The 16526-nt window shown below is 69.7% G+C and carries 19 protein-coding genes; 9 read left to right on the top strand and 10 right to left on the bottom strand.

What is annotated here, in order from left to right:
• Positions 1–73: 73 nt before the first annotated feature.
• Together dapF and miaA are read right to left on the bottom strand one after the other, a co-directional pair.
• Positions 74–880 carry a diaminopimelate epimerase gene (dapF, locus tag AB0B45_RS42100; protein WP_358143066.1) on the bottom strand — a complete coding sequence of 269 codons (807 nt, stop codon included), beginning with the start codon at positions 878–880 and terminating at the stop codon, positions 74–76.
• On the bottom strand, positions 877–1770 hold the full coding sequence (gene miaA / locus AB0B45_RS42095; protein ID WP_358143065.1) for a tRNA (adenosine(37)-N6)-dimethylallyltransferase MiaA: 894 nt from the start codon (positions 1768–1770) through the stop codon (positions 877–879). Before miaA ends, dapF begins: the two co-directional genes overlap by 4 nt.
• 68 nt (positions 1771–1838) lie before the next feature.
• Between miaA and AB0B45_RS42090 the strand changes: the two genes are divergently transcribed.
• Positions 1839–2111, top strand: coding sequence for an antitoxin (locus AB0B45_RS42090; protein ID WP_358143063.1), 273 nt, complete (start codon positions 1839–1841; stop codon positions 2109–2111).
• Positions 2112–2166: 55 nt separating this feature from the next.
• Here AB0B45_RS42090 and AB0B45_RS42085 read toward each other — a convergent pair whose 3' ends face one another.
• Complete coding sequence (locus AB0B45_RS42085; protein WP_358143061.1) at positions 2167–2691, bottom strand: methylated-DNA--[protein]-cysteine S-methyltransferase; 525 nt, start codon at positions 2689–2691, stop codon at positions 2167–2169.
• Position 2692: 1 nt separating this feature from the next.
• Between AB0B45_RS42085 and AB0B45_RS42080 the strand changes: the two genes are divergently transcribed.
• A complete protein-coding gene (locus AB0B45_RS42080) occupies positions 2693–3589 on the top strand; it encodes a ribonuclease Z (RefSeq protein ID WP_358143059.1) in 897 nt (298 codons plus the stop codon).
• Here the strand turns inward: AB0B45_RS42080 and AB0B45_RS42075 are convergent.
• From AB0B45_RS42075 to AB0B45_RS42065, 3 genes are all read right to left on the bottom strand, one after another.
• Positions 3526–3669: a DUF418 domain-containing protein gene (locus tag AB0B45_RS42075; protein WP_358143094.1), complete on the bottom strand. Its 144-nt coding sequence runs from the start codon at positions 3667–3669 to the stop codon at positions 3526–3528. The genes AB0B45_RS42080 and AB0B45_RS42075 overlap by 64 nt on opposite strands.
• Before the next feature lie 77 nt (positions 3670–3746).
• Positions 3747–4424 (bottom strand): hypothetical protein, encoded by a 678-nt coding sequence (locus AB0B45_RS42070; RefSeq protein ID WP_358143057.1) that lies wholly within the window; start codon positions 4422–4424, stop codon positions 3747–3749.
• 9 nt (positions 4425–4433) lie between these two features.
• Positions 4434–4868 carry a MarR family winged helix-turn-helix transcriptional regulator gene (locus tag AB0B45_RS42065; protein WP_358143055.1) on the bottom strand — a complete coding sequence of 145 codons (435 nt, stop codon included), beginning with the start codon at positions 4866–4868 and terminating at the stop codon, positions 4434–4436.
• A gap of 60 nt (positions 4869–4928) precedes the next feature.
• On the opposite strand from AB0B45_RS42065, the gene AB0B45_RS42060 reads away from it, so the two are divergent.
• On the top strand, positions 4929–5318 hold the full coding sequence (locus AB0B45_RS42060; protein ID WP_358143053.1) for a VOC family protein: 390 nt from the start codon (positions 4929–4931) through the stop codon (positions 5316–5318).
• Here the strand turns inward: AB0B45_RS42060 and AB0B45_RS42055 are convergent.
• The gene (locus AB0B45_RS42055; protein WP_358143051.1) at positions 5312–6043 is read right to left on the bottom strand and encodes an isocitrate lyase/phosphoenolpyruvate mutase family protein; all 732 of its coding nucleotides are present in this window, start codon (positions 6041–6043) and stop codon (positions 5312–5314) included. The genes AB0B45_RS42060 and AB0B45_RS42055 overlap by 7 nt on opposite strands.
• 100 nt (positions 6044–6143) lie before the next feature.
• Positions 6144–6698 carry a hypothetical protein gene (locus AB0B45_RS42050; protein WP_358143049.1) on the bottom strand — a complete coding sequence of 185 codons (555 nt, stop codon included), beginning with the start codon at positions 6696–6698 and terminating at the stop codon, positions 6144–6146.
• A gap of 599 nt (positions 6699–7297) precedes the next feature.
• Here AB0B45_RS42050 and AB0B45_RS42045 point away from each other — a divergent pair.
• Positions 7298–7444 (top strand): hypothetical protein, encoded by a 147-nt coding sequence (locus AB0B45_RS42045; RefSeq protein WP_358143047.1) that lies wholly within the window; start codon positions 7298–7300, stop codon positions 7442–7444.
• Positions 7445–7723: 279 nt separating this feature from the next.
• On the opposite strand, the gene miaB is transcribed toward AB0B45_RS42045, so the two are convergent.
• Complete coding sequence (gene miaB, locus AB0B45_RS42040; protein ID WP_358143045.1) at positions 7724–9205, bottom strand: tRNA (N6-isopentenyl adenosine(37)-C2)-methylthiotransferase MiaB; 1482 nt, start codon at positions 9203–9205, stop codon at positions 7724–7726.
• A 145-nt stretch (positions 9206–9350) separates the two neighbouring features.
• Between miaB and AB0B45_RS42035 the strand changes: the two genes are divergently transcribed.
• The 5 genes from AB0B45_RS42035 to AB0B45_RS42015 all read left to right on the top strand — a co-directional run bounded on the left by AB0B45_RS42035 (position 9351) and on the right by AB0B45_RS42015 (position 14469).
• Entirely contained in the window at positions 9351–10079 is a 729-nt protein-coding gene (locus AB0B45_RS42035; RefSeq protein WP_358143092.1) for an amino acid ABC transporter ATP-binding protein, read from the top strand.
• A gap of 14 nt (positions 10080–10093) precedes the next feature.
• The gene (locus tag AB0B45_RS42030; RefSeq protein ID WP_358143043.1) at positions 10094–10963 is read left to right on the top strand and encodes a glutamate ABC transporter substrate-binding protein; all 870 of its coding nucleotides are present in this window, start codon (positions 10094–10096) and stop codon (positions 10961–10963) included.
• Between the two features lie 76 nt (positions 10964–11039).
• Entirely contained in the window at positions 11040–11708 is a 669-nt protein-coding gene (locus tag AB0B45_RS42025; protein ID WP_358143041.1) for an amino acid ABC transporter permease, read from the top strand.
• Positions 11705–12610 carry an amino acid ABC transporter permease gene (locus tag AB0B45_RS42020; protein WP_358143039.1) on the top strand — a complete coding sequence of 302 codons (906 nt, stop codon included), beginning with the start codon at positions 11705–11707 and terminating at the stop codon, positions 12608–12610. The genes AB0B45_RS42025 and AB0B45_RS42020 overlap by 4 nt, the downstream gene beginning before the upstream one ends.
• Positions 12611–12651: 41 nt before the next feature.
• The gene (locus tag AB0B45_RS42015) at positions 12652–14469 is read left to right on the top strand and encodes a prolyl oligopeptidase family serine peptidase (protein ID WP_358143037.1); all 1818 of its coding nucleotides are present in this window, start codon (positions 12652–12654) and stop codon (positions 14467–14469) included.
• Positions 14470–14808: 339 nt separating this feature from the next.
• On the opposite strand, the gene rny is transcribed toward AB0B45_RS42015, so the two are convergent.
• Positions 14809–16428 carry a ribonuclease Y gene (gene rny / locus AB0B45_RS42010; RefSeq protein ID WP_358143035.1) on the bottom strand — a complete coding sequence of 540 codons (1620 nt, stop codon included), beginning with the start codon at positions 16426–16428 and terminating at the stop codon, positions 14809–14811.
• Positions 16429–16526: the final 98 nt, after the last annotated feature.

Genomic DNA, 16526 nt, shown 5'->3' with positions numbered 1-16526 from the left:
CAGCATCGCCCACCAGAACATCATTCTGCAAGGGGTCTGGATGCCCGGGGAGGACGACCCGGTTTCCCGGGGATCAGATCGTCAGCTCTCCCGACGCGATGATCACCGCTGGCCCCGCCAGGTAGCTGGTCCGCTCGTCGAGGGTGACCGTCAGGATCCCGCCCGGCACCTCCACCGTCCACGTGCCCGTGGTCTCGCCCGCCAGGTGCGCCGCCGCGACCGCCGTGGCGACCGCGCCCGTGCCGCACGACCGGGTCTCGCCGGAGCCCCGCTCGTAGACCCGCATCAGCGCCCGGTGGGGCCCGACCGCGTTCAGCAGCTCGATGTTGACCCCGTTGGGAAAGACCGCGGGGTCGAAGGCGGGCTGGTGGGTGAGGTCGAGGTGCGCGACGGGGTCGCCGATGGCGCACGCCAGGTGCGGGTTGCCCATGTCGACGTGCAGGCCCGTGTACTCCTGGCCGCTCACCGTGGTGGTGCTCGACCCGAGCACGACGGGCTTGCCCATGTCGACGGTCACGTCTCCGTCGGCGGCCAGCCGTACGAGCTTGGGCCCTCCCCTGGTGGCCACGGCGAACTCGCCCGGCTCGGCCAGGCCCGCGTCGACCAGATAGCGGGCGAAGACGCGCAAGCCGTTGCCGCACATCTCGGCGAGGCTGCCGTCGGCGTTGCGGTAGTCCATGAACCACTCGGCGCGGTCGGCCTGGTCGGCGACCTCCTGGCTGAGCTTGGTCCTGACCACGTGGAGCACGCCGTCCGCGCCGATGCCCGCCCTGCGGTCGCACACCGCGGCCACCGTGGCGGGTGACAGGTCGAGCTCGCCGTCGGGATCGGGGAGGATGACGAAGTCGTTCTCGGTGCTGTGCCCCTTGAGAAATCTCATGACTCAACCCTATCCAGGGCCTGCCGTAGCAGGTCCGGTGCGTCGAAGGGCAGCCAGACCACCCTGGGGTCGCGGCGGAACCACGACTCCTGGCGCCTGGCGAACCTGCGCGTGGCCCTGACCGTCTCCTCGAAGGCCTGCTCCTCGCTCCACTCCCCGTCCAGGAAGCGCAGGACCTGCGCGTAGCCCAGAGCCCTGCTCGCCGTACGGCCCTCCGCCAGGCCGAGCGGGAGCAGCCCGCGCACCTCGTCGACCAGCCCCGCCTCCCACATGCGCCGGACGCGCAGCTCGATGCGCTCGTCGAGCACGGGCCGCGGCACCTCGACCCCGAGCTGGACGCTGGGGTAGACGGCGTCATAGGAGGGCATGTTGGCCGAGAAGGGGCGCCCCGTGAGCTCGATGACCTCAAGGGCGCGCACGATCCTGCGCCCGTTGCTCGGCAGGATGGCCGCGGCCGCGGTGGGGTCCTTCTCGCGCAGCCGCGCGTGCAGCACCCCTGATCCCCGCTCGGCCAGCTCGGCCTCGAGGCCGGCCCTGATGGCGGCGTCCGTGCCGGGGAACTCCAGGTCGTCCAGCGCCGCCCTGACGTACAGGCCGGAGCCGCCCACCAGGATGGGCACGTCGATGGCGTCCATCAGCGGCCTGACCAGCCGCTGGTACTCGGCGACGCTCGCCGTGACCGTGACATCCCATATGTCCAGAAGGTGGTGTTTGACCCCACGACGCTCGGCTTCATCCAGTTTCGCCGTACCGATGTCCATTCCTCGGTAAAGCTGCATGGAGTCGGTGTTGATGCATTCCCCGCCCAGCCGGAGCGCCAGATCCACGGCGAGATCGGACTTTCCGGCCGCGGTCGGTCCGACGACGGCGATCACTGGCTGTTTCCCCACACGGATAAGTGTGACAAGCCGATGGGTATGAACGGTCCGCAGTATCGGCACACGAATCGGGGGAAAGTATGTCGATCTTCGACAAGGTCAAGGAGATGCTGGGCGAAAAACACAAGAACGTCCCTGAGCAGGGCGGGCCAGCGGCCGACGACACCACAGCTCAGGCCGGCGAGGTGATGAGCGAGTTCAAGAACAAGGCCGAGGAAGCGGCCAAGAGTGGCATCGACGCGGCCGCCCAGAGCGTCGACGAGTCCACAGGAGGCAAGTTCACCGACCAGATCAACCAGGGGGCGGAAAAAGCGAAGGACATCGCCGACAGGATCGACGGCGAGCAGGGTTGACACCGGGTGCGAGTGCGGGGCGGGCCCGTGAGCCCGTCCCGCTTGGAGCCTCCGCCTAGAGGTCGAGGAGCGTCGGCTGCAGGTAGCCCTCGTGGGTGAGCAGCCATCGTTTGGTCTCGACGCCCTCTCCCCCGCTGAACCCGCCGAGCCCGTTGCCCGCCACCACCCGGTGGCACGGCACCACGATCGGGATGGGGTTGGCTCCCATGATCGATCCGATGCCCCGCGCGGGAACCCTGGACTCCGCCTTGCGCGCGAGCTCGCCGTAGGTGACGACCGTGCCGAAGGGCACCTTGTGCAGCGTCTGGAGCACCTGCCGAGGAGTCGGGGGGATGAACCGCCAGTCGATGGGCGTCTCGAACACGCGGCGCCGTCCCGCGAAATATTCGGTCAACTCGGACACGACGCCGGCCGTACGATCCGGGTCATGAACTTCGACCAGGTCCTTCAGGCGCGGCCTGGAACCCCAGCCGGCGGCGACCAGCCCCGCCTCCGTGACGGCCAGCGTGAACCTGCCGACAGGCGTCGCAACCTCGGCGAACGCGACGGTGACCGGCTCGGTGCTCGTCTGGGAGGTCATCGTGTCCTCTCGTGAACTCGTGGTGCTGGGCACATCCAGCGCGGTACCTACCAGACACCGTAACCACAACGGGTATTTTCTGCGCTGGGACGGTCAGGGCCTGCTTTTCGACCCCGGTGAGGGCACGCAACGGCAGATGGTGCACGCGGGTCTCAGCGCGCACGACGTCCACTGGATCTGCGTCACCCACTTCCACGGCGACCACTGCCTCGGCGTGCCGGGCGTGGTGCAGCGCATCGCCCGCGACAAGGTCAGGCATCCGGTGCGCGCGGTCTTCCCCGGCTCAGGCGAGGTCTACTGGCGCAGGCTCAGGCACGCCGCCGCCTTCGCCGACACCGACAGGATCAGCGAGCATCCCGTCACGGGTGAGGCGGCCGAGGTGGGGCCACTGATCGCCCGGCGGCTGTCGCACCCCGTCGAGTCGTACGGCTACCGCCTCCAGGAGCCGGAAGGCCGCCGCATGCTGCCCGACAGGCTCAAGGCGTTCGGCATCAAGGGCCCGGAGATCGCCCTGCTCCAGCGGAACGGCTCGGTGCGCGGCATCACGCTCGATCAGTGCAGCGCGCCGCGTCCGGGGCAGGCCGTGGCCTTCATCATGGACACCAGGCTCTGCGACCCGGTGTTCGAGCTGGCCGACGGCGTGGACCTGCTGGTGATCGAGTCGACGTTCCTGTCGTCGGAGGCGACGCTGGCCAAGGAGTACGGCCACCTGACCGCCTTCGACGCGGGAGTCGTCGCCGCCCGCGCACGCGTCAGGCGGTTGGTGCTGACTCACTTCTCCGAGCGGTACGGCGTCGCGGAGGAGCCCGCGTTCCTTGAGGAGGTGCGGCGCAGCTACGACGGCGAGGTGGTGCTGGCCCGCGACTTCACGACCGTCCCCGTGCCCAAGCGGCGCTGAGCGTTGGGCAGGACGTCCAACCAGGTCACGCAGCGCCAGCACCACTCCAGCGGTCCCTGGCGGAAGGCCTTCAGCCACAGCGCGCTGAAGGCCCACTGGGCCGCGAGCGTTCCCGCCGCAGCAGGAACAGCCCTGGAATCAGCCCGAGGCCCCCGCCTCAGGTCCAGGTCGCCACGAAGTAGCCCACTCCGTAGGGCGAGGTGCTCTCCAGCAGCTCGGCCCGCAGCCCCGCGCTCCCTGCCGCGCCCGCCAGCACCTGGAACGCGGCCCTGCCGCCGACCCAGAGCTCTGCCGCCTCCTCGGGGTCGAGCGCGGCCAGCGCGCCCGCGTCACCCTCCGCCAGCGCCCGTGCGACCCCTTCGTTGTACGGCGGGGCCGCCGGGTCGAGGTAGCCGGGCGCCTTCTCGGTGAGACGGGCCGAGCCGTCGCCCATGACCAGCAGCGCCGTGCGCCCGTCGGCGACGAGCCGCTCCCCCAGGCGCAGGCACTCGTCCGTGCCCGCGTCGAACGCGACCTCGTGGAAGGCGGCCCTCCCGCCCGCCCGGTCGCCCAGCAGCCATCGCCCGATCGTCAGCGACAGCGGCAGGACGGGGTCGCCTTCGCCTGCCCTGACGTCGACTCCCCACGGGCGCAGCGTGCCCGCGGGTCGCCCGCCGTACGGCCTGGTGGTCTCGCCGCCGCCCACGACGACCAGGCTGTCGTGCTCCACGGCGAGCATCGCCTCGACCGCGGCCGCGCAGGCGGCGCGCAGGTCGTCGAGCTCGGGCGCGGCGGCCCCGGCGAGCGCGGGCACGAGCAGGGGCGGATGCGGGCACACGGCCGCGGCGACAAGCACGCGCCCAGGCTAACCGAGCCGCGGCTGTAGCCGGCTGAGCAGATCGTGCAGGACCTCACGCTCGTGCGCGTCGAGCGGCCCGAGGATCTCCTCCTGTACGGCTCGCGCGGTGACGTCGAGGTCGGCGAGCGCCGCCCTGCCGCCAGGGGTCAGGCTGACCACGACCCTGCGCCTGTCGGCCTGGTCGCGGGCGCGCTCGGCGTAACCGGCGGCCGCCAGCTCGTCGACGACCTTGACCACGTCGCTCGGGTCGATGGTCAACCGGGTGGCCAGGTCGCGTTGGGCGTGCGGGCCGAAGTCGGCGAGCGCGGCGAGCACCGCCATGTGCCACAGCTTCAGCCCCTGCTCGGCCAGCCGCCCGGCGAGGCGGCCTCGCGCGGACTTCCCCACTCTGGACAACAGGTACGTCGTGAGGGCGAGCAGGCTCGGCGGTATTTCCTCCATGTCTGGCTATTGTAGGGTTTCGACCAATGATGGGGAGACACCTATGATTGGAGTGAACCCATGGACGTGATGCATCCGAGGCTGCTGGTCGACGACTTCGCCGCCTGCTACCGCTTCTACGCGGCCGTGCTGCCCTCGCTGACGGGGGCGCACCTGGCCCGCGGTGACGAGGCGGGGCCGTACGCGAGCTGGGACGTCGGGTCGGAGGGGGTGCTGTCGCTGTTCTCGGCGGCGGTGATGGCCGCCGCCGTACCGGTCGGCCCCGCGACAGGGGGTGGCGCGTTGCTGGTGAGCAGGGTCGACGACGTCGACGCCGCATACGCGCTGTGCGTCGCCCACGGCGGCCGCCCTGTCGCGCCGCCCGAGGACCGGCCCGCATGGGGTCAGGGCCTGCGCACCGCCCACGTGCGCGATCCCGAGGGGAACCTGCTGGAGCTGCAGTCCTACTGATACGGGTCCCGACCCGCCGCGACGGCGGCGAACAGGGTCTTGGCGTAGGCGTGGGCCGCCTTGTGCAGTCCGTGGCCGTAGCTGACCCTGGCGACGCCGAGCGCGGCCAGATCGGCCAGCGAGGGGCAGCCAGGACGGAAGTACACGTTGATCGGGAGCTCGGCGGCCAGCGTCCCGATCTCCCCCGCGTCGGCCAGGCCGATCGGGTAGACGCAGTCCGCGCCCGCCTCCAGGTAGCGACGCCCCCTGCTCAAGGCGTCGGCGGCGCCCCCGCCTCCCGCGATGTAGGTGTCGACGCGGGCGTTGACCACCAGGTCGTCGCCCGCCGCCGCCTTCATCGCGGCCAGGTAGTCGGCCTGCTCCCCTGGGTCGACCAGCACGTCGCCGCGGGAGTCCTCCAGGTTGCAGCCGACCGCGCCCGACTCGGCCAGGCGCTCGGCCAGCTCGGCGGGCAAGAGCCCGTAACCGCGCTCGACATCGGCGGTCACGGGGACGCCGACCGCCCTGGCGATCCTGGCGATGGCCGCGAACATCTCCCCGGCAGGCGTCCGCTCGCCGTCCTCGTAGCCGAGCACCGCCGCCATCGCCGCGCTGCCCGTGGCCACGACGGGGAAGCCCGCCTCCTCCACCGCCTTGGCCGAGGCGGCGTCCCAGGCGTTGGGCAGGACCAGCGGGCTTCCCTTGACGTGGAGGGAGCGTAGGAGGGCGGCTCTGTCGGTCGTCATGCCGTGGACCCTACGCATGCCCCCACCGGGACTGAAGGGCCAATTCACGGCAAAACGCTTGAGCCACCCGCCCGCCCTGACGCCTGTTCCTGACGCCGGCTCAGCAACCGTCCTTGGCGCATTGACCGGCGACGGAACCCGCCGGGCCGTCGGCAGGGCCGGTCTCCGCCGGCTTCTCCTGCTTGCCGTTGCCGCTCTGGGAGCCGGGCTTGTCCTTCGAGCCGGTGTTCTGCGTGCCCTTCGAGCCGTCACCGTTGCTCGCGGGGCCCGCCGAACCGGAGTCGGGCTCGCCGCTCTCCTCGGGCAGCGTGGCGTCACCCTCGGCGGACTCGCCGCTCTGCTCGGGCATCGTGGCGTCGCCCTCCGCCGAATCGCCCGAGTCACCGAGATCCTCGCCAGGACCTTCGGTGTCCTCCGACGGCCCTGCCTCATCGGTGGGCTGCGATACCGGAGCGCCCTGGCCGCCGCCACCGCCGTCCGTGCCGAGCACCGCGAACCCGACCCCGCCGGCCGCCAGGAGGGCGACGAGGGCGGAGGCGGCGACGACGAGGCTCTTCCTGCTCTTCTTCGGTCGTGGATCGTCGCCAGGCCCGGAAAGGATCTCTGGACGATCCTGGTCAGGCTGGCCCGTCGGGGAGGGGACGTGCCCGTGCATGAGAAAACTCCCTGCGGTCGTATCGGGGGGAAACGCGATGGCTTCCGCGGGTGATGGACCACACTAACCGCAGGAGTGGAATGCCTGCGCATCAATCACGAAGGAATCACGACTTGTCTACTCTTGGTCCCATACGCCCAGGCTGGCGAGCGAGGGCGGTTCCCGTGACGGGCGTGGTCGCCGTCCTCGGTACCGCTGGACTGGGTGTTTTCCTGGCGTTTTCTGGGGATTCCGGTGATCGTTCCGAGGCGGCGGAGCCTGCCGCGATAAGGCCGCTTACCGCTATTCCCACCATTCCCGAAATATCAACTTCTGTGGCTGCCCGCTCCTCCGCGATCTCCTGGGTACGGCCGGTGCCCGCGCCGCCGTGCGGTGCCGCTTCTGACAGCGGGTGGCAGATCGCGGGAGGGCTCCGCGACGGCCAGCCACCGCACACCGAGGGACCCCGCACCGACGAAGCGCACATCGGCGGGCCGCACACCCAGAGGCCGCAAATCGATCGGCCGCGCACTGGCGAGCCGCGCGCTGGCGAGCCGCCTTCTGACGAGCCCCGCACCGGTGAGCCTCAGGGCGGTGGCGAGTCGGGGGCCCGCGTCGCGGTGGCGACCCCGAGAAGCGAGCCCCGCCCACCCGCCGTCGCGCCGCCCTCGCCCGCTCCCCCACGCGCCCAGCCCGACCCCTGCGCCACGTTCCACGACCTGCGGCGCGACTACTGCTACCAACTGCTCAACAACCTGACCCGCTGAGCGTCCCGAAATCGAACCCTCTCCCCCGAGGCTGGATCTGACGACCTAGAGCCGACGCCGTGTGCCCCAAAGCCGGGGCGGTCCCACGGATCTGGGGCCGGTGCACGGGGCCTGAGCCGGGGGCTCCGCATCCCGGGTCGCGTAGGCCTGGAGGGAGACTCCGGGGGCCTCGAGCCAGGTGGCGCGGACACGGCGACGACCCCCGCGATGGGAGACCGCCGGGGTCGTCGTGCGAGGGTCGTGCGAGGTGCCGTCGCGGGGGACGGAGTGCGGGCCGGATCAGGAGGTGACGGCGCAGCCCGAGGGTTCGACGGGGAGGGGCGCGGGCCTGCCGATGGTCGGCATGCCGAGCGACACCCCCTTCGGCTTGGCGGGAGCGCCCTGACGAGCTTCCCAGGCGTCGCCCGCACGGGTGCGGCGCAGGCCGAGGGCGTGGTCGGCGACCAGGTGGTGCGGGGCGGCGTAGGTCACCTCGACCCTCACCATGTCACCGGGCCTCGGTGTCTCCTCGCCCACCGCGAAGTGCACGAGCCTGTTGTCGGGAGCCCGGCCCGAAAGGCGCCTGGTGGCCTCGTCCTTGCGGCCCTCGCCCTCGGCGACCAGCACTTCGAGCGTGCGGCCCACCTGCGTCTTGTTCTCCTCCCACGAGATCTCCTCCTGGAGGGCGATCAGGCGCTCGTAGCGCTCCTGCACGACCTCCTTCGGCACCTGGTCGGGCATCGTGGCCGCGGGGGTGCCTGGGCGGATGGAGTACTGGAAGGTGAAGGCGTTGGCGAAGCGGCTCTGCCGTACGACGTCGAGGGTGGCCTGGAAGTCCTCCTCGGTCTCGCCGGGGAAGCCGACGATGATGTCGGTGGAGATGGCCGCGTCGGGCATGGCGGCGCGGACCCGCTCGATGATCCCGAGGTAGCGCTCGGCCCTGTAGGAGCGGCGCATCGCCTTCAGCACCCGGTCCGAGCCCGACTGCAGCGGCATGTGGAGCTGGTGCATGACGTTGGGCGTCTCGGCCATGGCGGCGATGACGTCGTCGGTGAAGGCGGCGGGGTGCGGGGAGGTGAAGCGGACCCGCTCGAGACCTTCGATGTCGCCGCAGGCGCGCAGCAGCTTGCCGAAGGCGAGCCGGTCGCCGAACTCGACGCCGTAGGTGTTGACGTTCTGGCCGAGCAGCGTGACCTCGAGCACGCCCTGCTCCACCAGGGTGCTGACCTCGGCCAGCACGTCACCGGGCCGCCTGTCCTTCTCCTTGCCGCGCAGCGAGGGCACGATGCAGAAGGTGCAGGTGTTGTTGCAGCCGACCGAGACCGACACCCACGCCGCGTACGGCGACTCGCGCTTGGTGGGCAGCGTCGAGGGGAAGACCTCGAGCGACTCCTTCAGCTCCACCTGCGCCTCGCCCGCGATGCGGGCCCGCTCGAGCAGCACGGGCAGCGACCCGATGTTGTGGGTGCCGAACACCACGTCGACCCACGGCGCCTTACGGACGATTTCGCCCTGGTCCTTCTGCGCCAGACAGCCGCCGACGGCGATCTGCATATCGGGGTTCTTCACCTTGGCGGGCCGCAGGTGGCCGAGGTTGCCGTAAAGGCGGTTGTCAGCGTTCTCGCGAACGGCGCACGTGTTGAACACGACCACGTCGGCGTCCTGGCCGTCGAGGGCGGGAACATAACCGGCGTCCTCCAGCAGGCCGGAAAGCCGCTCGGAGTCGTGCACGTTCATTTGGCACCCGTAGGTGCGCACCTGATAAGTCCGGGTCACAGTCATGGCACTTCCAAGCGTAGGCGTTCCTCCGTAACACTTGTGCCGGGGGCGAAAATGAAGGTGCCGTGATCGGATCGGTACCACCTGGTTAGCCCACGGTGCATCCGGCCCCTCTACCTTGTCATCCATGACGGAGAACTCGACTCCGCTGGTCAAGCTGGAGAATGTCCAAAAGCACTTCGGGGCGCTGCATGTCCTGAAGGACATCAATCTGACCGTTTCCCGCGGTGAGGTCCTGGTCGTGATCGGCCCTTCGGGCGGTGGCAAGTCCACGCTCTGCAGGACGATCAACCGCCTGGAGACCATCGACGGCGGTCAGATCGTCTTCGACGGCACTCCGCTTCCAGCCGAGGGCAAGGCGCTGGCAGGGCTGCGCTCCGAGGTCGGCATGGTCTTCCAGTCGTTCAACCTGTTCGCCCACAAGACGATTCGCGAGAACGTCACGCTCGGGCCGATCAAGGTGCGCGGCATCTCCAAGGAGAAGGCCGATTCGCGGGCGATGGAGCTGCTGGAGCGCGTCGGCATCGCCGCTCAGGCGGACAAGTACCCCGCCCAGCTGTCCGGCGGTCAACAGCAGCGCGTGGCCATCGCCAGAGCGCTCGCGATGGACCCCAAGATGATCCTGTTCGACGAGCCCACCTCCGCGCTGGACCCCGAGATGGTCCAGGAGGTGCTCGACGTCATGATCGGGCTGGCTCACGACGGGATGACCATGGTGGTGGTCACGCACGAGATGGGCTTCGCCCGCAGGGCGGCCAACAGGGTGGTGTTCATGGCCGAAGGCCAGATCGTCGAGGAGGCCACCCCCGACGAGTTCTTCACCAACGCCCAGACCGATCGGGCCAAGGATTTCCTCTCCAAGATTCTTACGCACTAGAAGAGGTGTCACACATGCGTATCCAACGTGCGGGAGCCGCCATCGCGGCCGCGGGCGTCCTTGTAGGGAGCCTGGCGGCCTGTGGGGGCGACAAAACCTACTCAAGCGTGGTTGAGAAGGCCCAGGACGGTGCGACCGTTGTGGTCGGCACCAAGTGGGACCAGCCGAGCCTGGGTTTGAAGAAGGGCGCCGAGCCCGAGGGTTTCGACGTTGACGTCGCCAAGGCCGTTCTCAAGGAGATGAACGGCGGCAAGGACGTCAAGATCCAGTGGAAGGAGTCGGCGTCGTCCAACCGCGAGCCCTTCCTCGCGAACGGCACGGTCGACATCGTCTTCGCCACCTACTCCATCACCGAGGCGCGCAAGCAGAAGGTGACCTTCGGCGGGCCGTACGTCGTCGCCCACCAGGACGTGATGGTCCGCGGCAACGACGCAGCGATCACCAAGCCCGAGGACCTGACCGGCAAGCGCATCTGCAAGGCGGCCGGATCCAACTCCTACAAGCGGATCACCGACCCGCCGCCGGACGGCAAGCTCGACCTCGACGCCACGACCGTCGACGCCGCCAACTACTCCGAGTGCGTCCAGAAGCTGCAGGGCAGCAACCTCGACGCCGTCACCACCGACGACCTGATCCTGGCCGGCTTCGCCAAGCAGGCGCAGGCCTCCGGTGGCAACTTCAAGGTGCTCGGCCAGCCGTTCACCGACGAGAAGTACGGCATCGGCCTCAAGAAGGGCGACACCAAGAGCTGCGAGGCCGTCAACGCGGCCGTGGCCAAGGTGTGGGCCAACGGGACCATGAAGACGCTGCTCGACAAGTGGTTCGGCGGCATCCAGGGCCTCAAGCTGTCGTCGGAAGCCCCGAAGGCCGAGGGCTGCGCGTAGCCAGACCGACGGCGACAGACCGGACGCGGCGGCCGGGTAGCCCTGGCCGCCGCTGTCATACCAACGGTGGAGCACTGTGGACGAACTAATTCAATATGCCCCTGACCTGGCTCGGGGGTTCCTGGAGAACGTCAAGCTCTCCCTTGTGGGCGTGGTGTGCTCGCTCATCCTTGGCACGGTGCTGGTGGCGATGCGCGTGTCACCGACCCCGGTGTTGCGCGCGGCCGGCACGATCTACGTCAACGTCGTGCGGAACACCCCGCTGACCCTGGTGCTGGCGTTCTCCGCGCTGGGCCTCAGCGACACGCTCGGCCTGGCCTTCTCCAGCGTGCCGAGGACCAACTCCTTCTGGCTCGTCGCGATGGGCCTGTCTTGCTACACGGCGGCGTTCGTGTGCGAGGCGCTGCGCGCGGGCATCAACACGGTCCCGCTCGGGCAGGCCGAGGCGGCCAGGGCGATCGGGCTGACGTTCTTCCAGTCGCTCACGCTGATCATCCTGCCGCAGGCCTTCCGCGCGGTCGTGGCACCGCTCGGCAGCGTGATGATCGCGATGATCAAGAACACCACGGTCGCGACGGCCGGCGGATTCCTCGCCGACGCGGCGGCGGTGATGAAGGAGACCTTCGACACCACGGGCGCGTCGATCCCGATCTTCCTGGGCATCGTCGTGGCGTTCATGGCCGTGACCCTGCCCGTCGGCTTCTTCACGGGCTGGCTCGCCCGTCGGTTGGCGGTGGCCCGATGAACACCTCTGTTCTGTTCGACGTGCCGGGGCCGCGGGCCAGGATCCGCAACGGCATCCTGACCGTCATCGGTGTGATCCTGGTGGCGGCCGTGCTCTACGGCATCTACGCGGGCTTCGACGCCAAGAACCAGTGGGACGGCCGCATCTGGGAGCCCTTCCTAAGGGCCGAGACGTGGAAGGTCTACATCCTCGAAGGCCTGAAGGGCACGCTGGTGGCGGCGGCCGTGGCGGCCGTGCTGGCCATGGTCTTCGGCGCGGTGTTCGGCCTGGCCAGGCTCTCCGACCACAAGTGGATCAGGATCCCCGCGGGTGTGGTGGTCGAGGGCTTCCGCGCCATCCCGCTGCTGCTGCTGATCTTCTTCATCTTCTACCTGGCTCCCACGATCTTCGGCGGCGGCGACTACGCCTTCATCGCCGTCGTCTCCGGCCTGATGCTCTACAACGGCTCGGTGCTGGCCGAGGTGGTCAGGGCCGGCGTGCTGGCCGTGCCCAAGGGGCAGTCGGAGGCGGCGTACTCGATCGGCATGCGCAAGAACCAGGTCATGCGACTGGTCCTCCTGCCACAGGGAGTCACGGCCATGATGCCGGCGATCGTCAGCCAGCTCGTCGTCCTGCTCAAGGACACCGCGCTCGGTTACATCATCGCCTACGTCGACCTGCTCAACACCGGGTTCAAGATCCTGCCCGCGGTGTTCTTCGGCTCGCTGATCCCCGCCGCGATCGTCATCGGCATCATCTACATCAGCCTCAACGTGGCGCTGAGCACGTTGGCCAACTGGCTGGAGAAGCGCAGCAGGCGCAGCCGCAAGACCGCGGCGCCGCCGGTCGTCCCGCCCGGCGCGGCCGTCCTCGGCGGACCCACCCCCGTGGTGCCCGGCGCGGAGGGCGTGTCCACGATGTAGTAACGGCCACGAGAGGCGTCGTTTTCCGGCAGGATGCGGCTATGCCTCTCTGGCCTTCTCCCATCTCCACCACCGACGTCGCGAGCTCGGGCCTGCGCCTGGCGTGGCCCACCGTCTCAGGCGACGAGGTCTGGTGGACCGAGGACCGGCCCGACGAGGGCGGCCGCACCACGATCGTCCACCGGGCGGCCGACGGCACGCGCACCGAGCTGTTGGCCGCCCCGTGGAACGCCCGCAGCAGGGTCCACGAGTACGGCGGGCAGCCGTACCTCGTGACCCCTCGTGGTGTGGTCTTCGTCAACCTCACCGACCAGCGCCTCTACCTGGTGACCTCGGGCGAGCCCGAGCCGCTCACCCCTGACGACGGCTCCCGCTACGCCGACCTCCACCTCGGCGACGACCGGCTGTGGTGCGTGCGCGAACGCCACGACGGCAAGGTCACCCGCGCGATCGTCTCCGTCCCCCTCGACGGCGGGGCGGCCGAAGAGCTGGTGACCGGCAACGACTTCTACGCCAGCCCCACGCTCTCCCCCGACGGCCTGCACCTGGCCTACATCTGCTGGAACCACCCGCGCATGCCGTGGAACGGGACCGAGCTGCGCATCACCCGCCTGTCCGACGGCAACTCCTGGACCGTCAAGGGCGGAACCAGCGAGTCGGTGCTCGCGCCAGCGTGGAAGGACGACAGCCACCTCTACCTGGTCTCCGACTGGTCGGGCTGGTGGAACCTCTACCAGATCGGCATCTACGGCACCTCCTCCCAGGCGCTCCACCCCGCCGAGGAGGAGTTCGGGTCGCCGCTGTGGCAGCTGGGCGGCAGGCCGTACCTCGTGATGGCCGACGGGCGGCTCGCGGTGCTCCACGGGCAGGGTGACTTGCGCCTGGGCCTGCTCGACCCGGAGACCGGCGAGCTGCGCGACCTCGACGTGCCTTACTCGGGGTGGGACCCGGCCCTGTCCGCCGACGGCACGATCCTGGCAGGCGTGGCGTACGGCGGAGCGATCCCGCGCTCGGTGGCCAGGATCGACACGGTGACCGGCAGGGTCGAGGGGCTGCGACGCGACATCGCCGAACTGCCCGACGTCGCCTACCTGCCCACACCCGAGCCCGTCGAGTTCACCGGCAGGTTCGGGCGGCGGGTGCACGCCTTCCTCTACCGACCGCTCCACGCCGAAGGCCCCGCCTCCTACGTGGTGTTCGTCCACGGCGGGCCGACCGCCCACAGCGGGTCCGCGCTCGACCTGGAGAAGGCGTTCTTCACCTCGCGAGGCATCGGCGTGATCGACGTCAACTACGGCGGGTCCACCGGGTACGGCAGGGCCTACCGCGACCGGCTGCGCGGGCAGTGGGGCGTCGTCGACGTCGAGGACACCGTCGCCGCCGCCGAATGGCTCGTCACCGAGGGTCTCGCCGACCCGGCGCGCGTCGCCGTACGAGGGGGTAGCGCGGGCGGCTGGACGGTGATGGCGGCCTGCTGCAGGTCGAACGTGTTCGCGGGCGGCGTGTCCTACTTCGGGGTGAGCGCGCTGGCCCCGCTCAACGCCCACACGCACGACTTCGAGTCGCGCTACACCGAGTGGCTGGTGGGGCCGGAGGATCCCGCGCTGTACGCCACCCGGGAGCCGCTCGCGCTGGCGGACGGGGTGTCGTGCCCGATGCTGCTGCTCCAGGGGCTGGACGACCCGGTGGTGCCGCCCTCGCAGTCGTCGGCGTTCGCGGACGCGCTGTCGGAGCGGGGGGTGCCGTGCACGTATCTCGCGTTCGAGGGAGAATCGCACGGTTTCCGCCGCACGGAGACACGAACGGCGGCACTGGCGGCCGAACTGTCGTTCTACCAGCAGATCTTCACCATGGCATAGCCCGAAGTCCCCGCCCCGGCACCCGACGGCTGCTTGCACGGGTCGGTTGTCATCTTCGAGAGACGTTCACCCGCGTGGAGGGAAAGCCACCTGATCACCCCCGGCGGTCGTCTCCCACACGTCGGGAAAGCCACCTGATCATCCCCGGGCGACGGTCGCCTTCGACGAACGTTCACCGATGAGTCGGGAGAGCCCCGCGCGGTCTCGAAGAACCCGGCCAACATGCCCGACGTGACGGCGGGAACCGAAGTCCCGCTGGAGCACGCGTGGTAGGACAGGCGGTCACCGGTGACCCCGGTGGCCTCTCCCGTGCCTTGCCGTACAGGAAAAGAAACGCCGCTAGCGAGCGAACTCGGTCGCGCGGGACTCGCGGACCACGGTGATGCGGATCTGGCCAGGGTAGGTGAGCTCCTCCTCCACCTGCTTGGCCACGTCGCGTGCGATCACCTGCGCCTGGATGTCGTCGATCGCGTCCGGCTTCACCATGACGCGGATCTCACGCCCCGCCTGCATGGCGAACACCTTGTCCACCCCCTCGAACGAGGTGGCGATCTCCTCCAGCCGCTCCAGCCGCTTCACATACGCTTCCAGCGACTCGCGCCGCGCCCCTGGCCTCGACCCGCTGATCGCGTCGGCCGCCTGGGTGAGCACCGCCTCCACGGTCCGCACCTCGACCTCGTTGTGGTGCGCCTCGATCGCGTGGACGACGTCCTCGTGCTCGCCGTACCGCCGGGCGATCTCCGCGCCGATCAGCGCGTGGCTGCCCTCCACCTCGTGTGTCAGCGCCTTGCCGATGTCGTGCAGCAACGCGCACCTCTTCATCAGCGGTTGGTTCATCTTGAGCTCGGCGGCCATGATCCCGGCGATGTGCGCGGACTCGATCAGGTGCTTGAGGACGTTCTGCCCGTAGCTCGTGCGATAGCGCAACTGGCCCAGCAGCAGCGTCAGCTCCGGGTGCATGTCGGTGATCCCGAGCTCCACCAGCGCGTCCTCGCCCGCCCGCGCGCAGAGGTCCTGCACCTCCTGGCGGCTGCGGTCGTGGGCCTCCTCGATGCGCTGCGGGTGGATCCGCCCGTCGAGCACGAGCTTCTCCAACGTCAGCCGCGCCGTCTCCCTCCGCACCGGGTCGAAACAGGACAGCAGCACCGCCTCAGGCGTGTCATCGATGATCAGGTTGACCCCGGTCGTCGACTCGAACGCCCTGATGTTGCGTCCCTCACGACCGATGATCCGGCCCTTCATCTCATCACCGGGCAGGTGCAGCACGCTGACCACGGACTCCGCCGTCTGCTCGGCCGCGACCCGCTGCACGGCCAGCGTCACGATCTTGGTGGCGCGCTTCTCGCCTTCCTTGCGCGCCTCGCCCTCGATCTCCCTGATGATCAGCGCCGCTTCGCGCTTGGCCTGGTTCTCGATCTCCCTGACCAGCTCGTTCTTCGCCTGCTCGGCCGTCAGCCCGGCCACGCGCTCGAGGATGGCCCTGCGCTCGTTCTCGACCTGCAGCAGCTCCTCGCGCCGGTCCGCCAACTCGGTCTCGGTCTCGGCCAGCTTCCTGCCGCGCTCGGCCTGCCTGCGCGCCTCCTCGTCGAGCCGCTGCTCCCGCTCGCCCAGACGGTTCTCTCTCCGCTCCAGGTCGGCCCGCAGCTCCTTCAGCTCGGTCTTGAGGATGCGGCTCTCCTCCTCGACCTCCTGCCGCATCTGCGCGGCCGTCTCGGCCGCCACCTCGGATCTCCGCAGGATCTCAACGGCGTCGGACTGGGCCTTGTCCCTGATCTGTACGGCTTCGCGGCGCGCTTCCTCCAGCTCCGCGTGTACTTCGGCCAGCTCGCCAGGGGATGGTTTGGACACCTTGGGCGGTGCCAGGGCGGCAGTACGGCGCAGAAGTATGACAAACGCGACGATCATCACGCATGCCAGCACGAGCACCGCAACCGCCAGCACCACGACAGGCGTCTCCATGTGCGCCCCGCCCTCCTCGCGTCACAAATTTCCAAACGCCTCAGGAGGGGTCACGTGCACGGCACGGATCGCCCCATCGGTGTCTCCACCAGGACAAA

Origin of the sequence: Nonomuraea sp. NPDC049152 (genome assembly GCF_040648355.1) — a bacterium.
GTDB lineage: Bacteria > Actinomycetota > Actinomycetes > Streptosporangiales > Streptosporangiaceae > Nonomuraea.
Note: the sequence above shows the minus strand (reverse complement) of the source record. Positions and strands in the feature narration are given on the sequence as shown.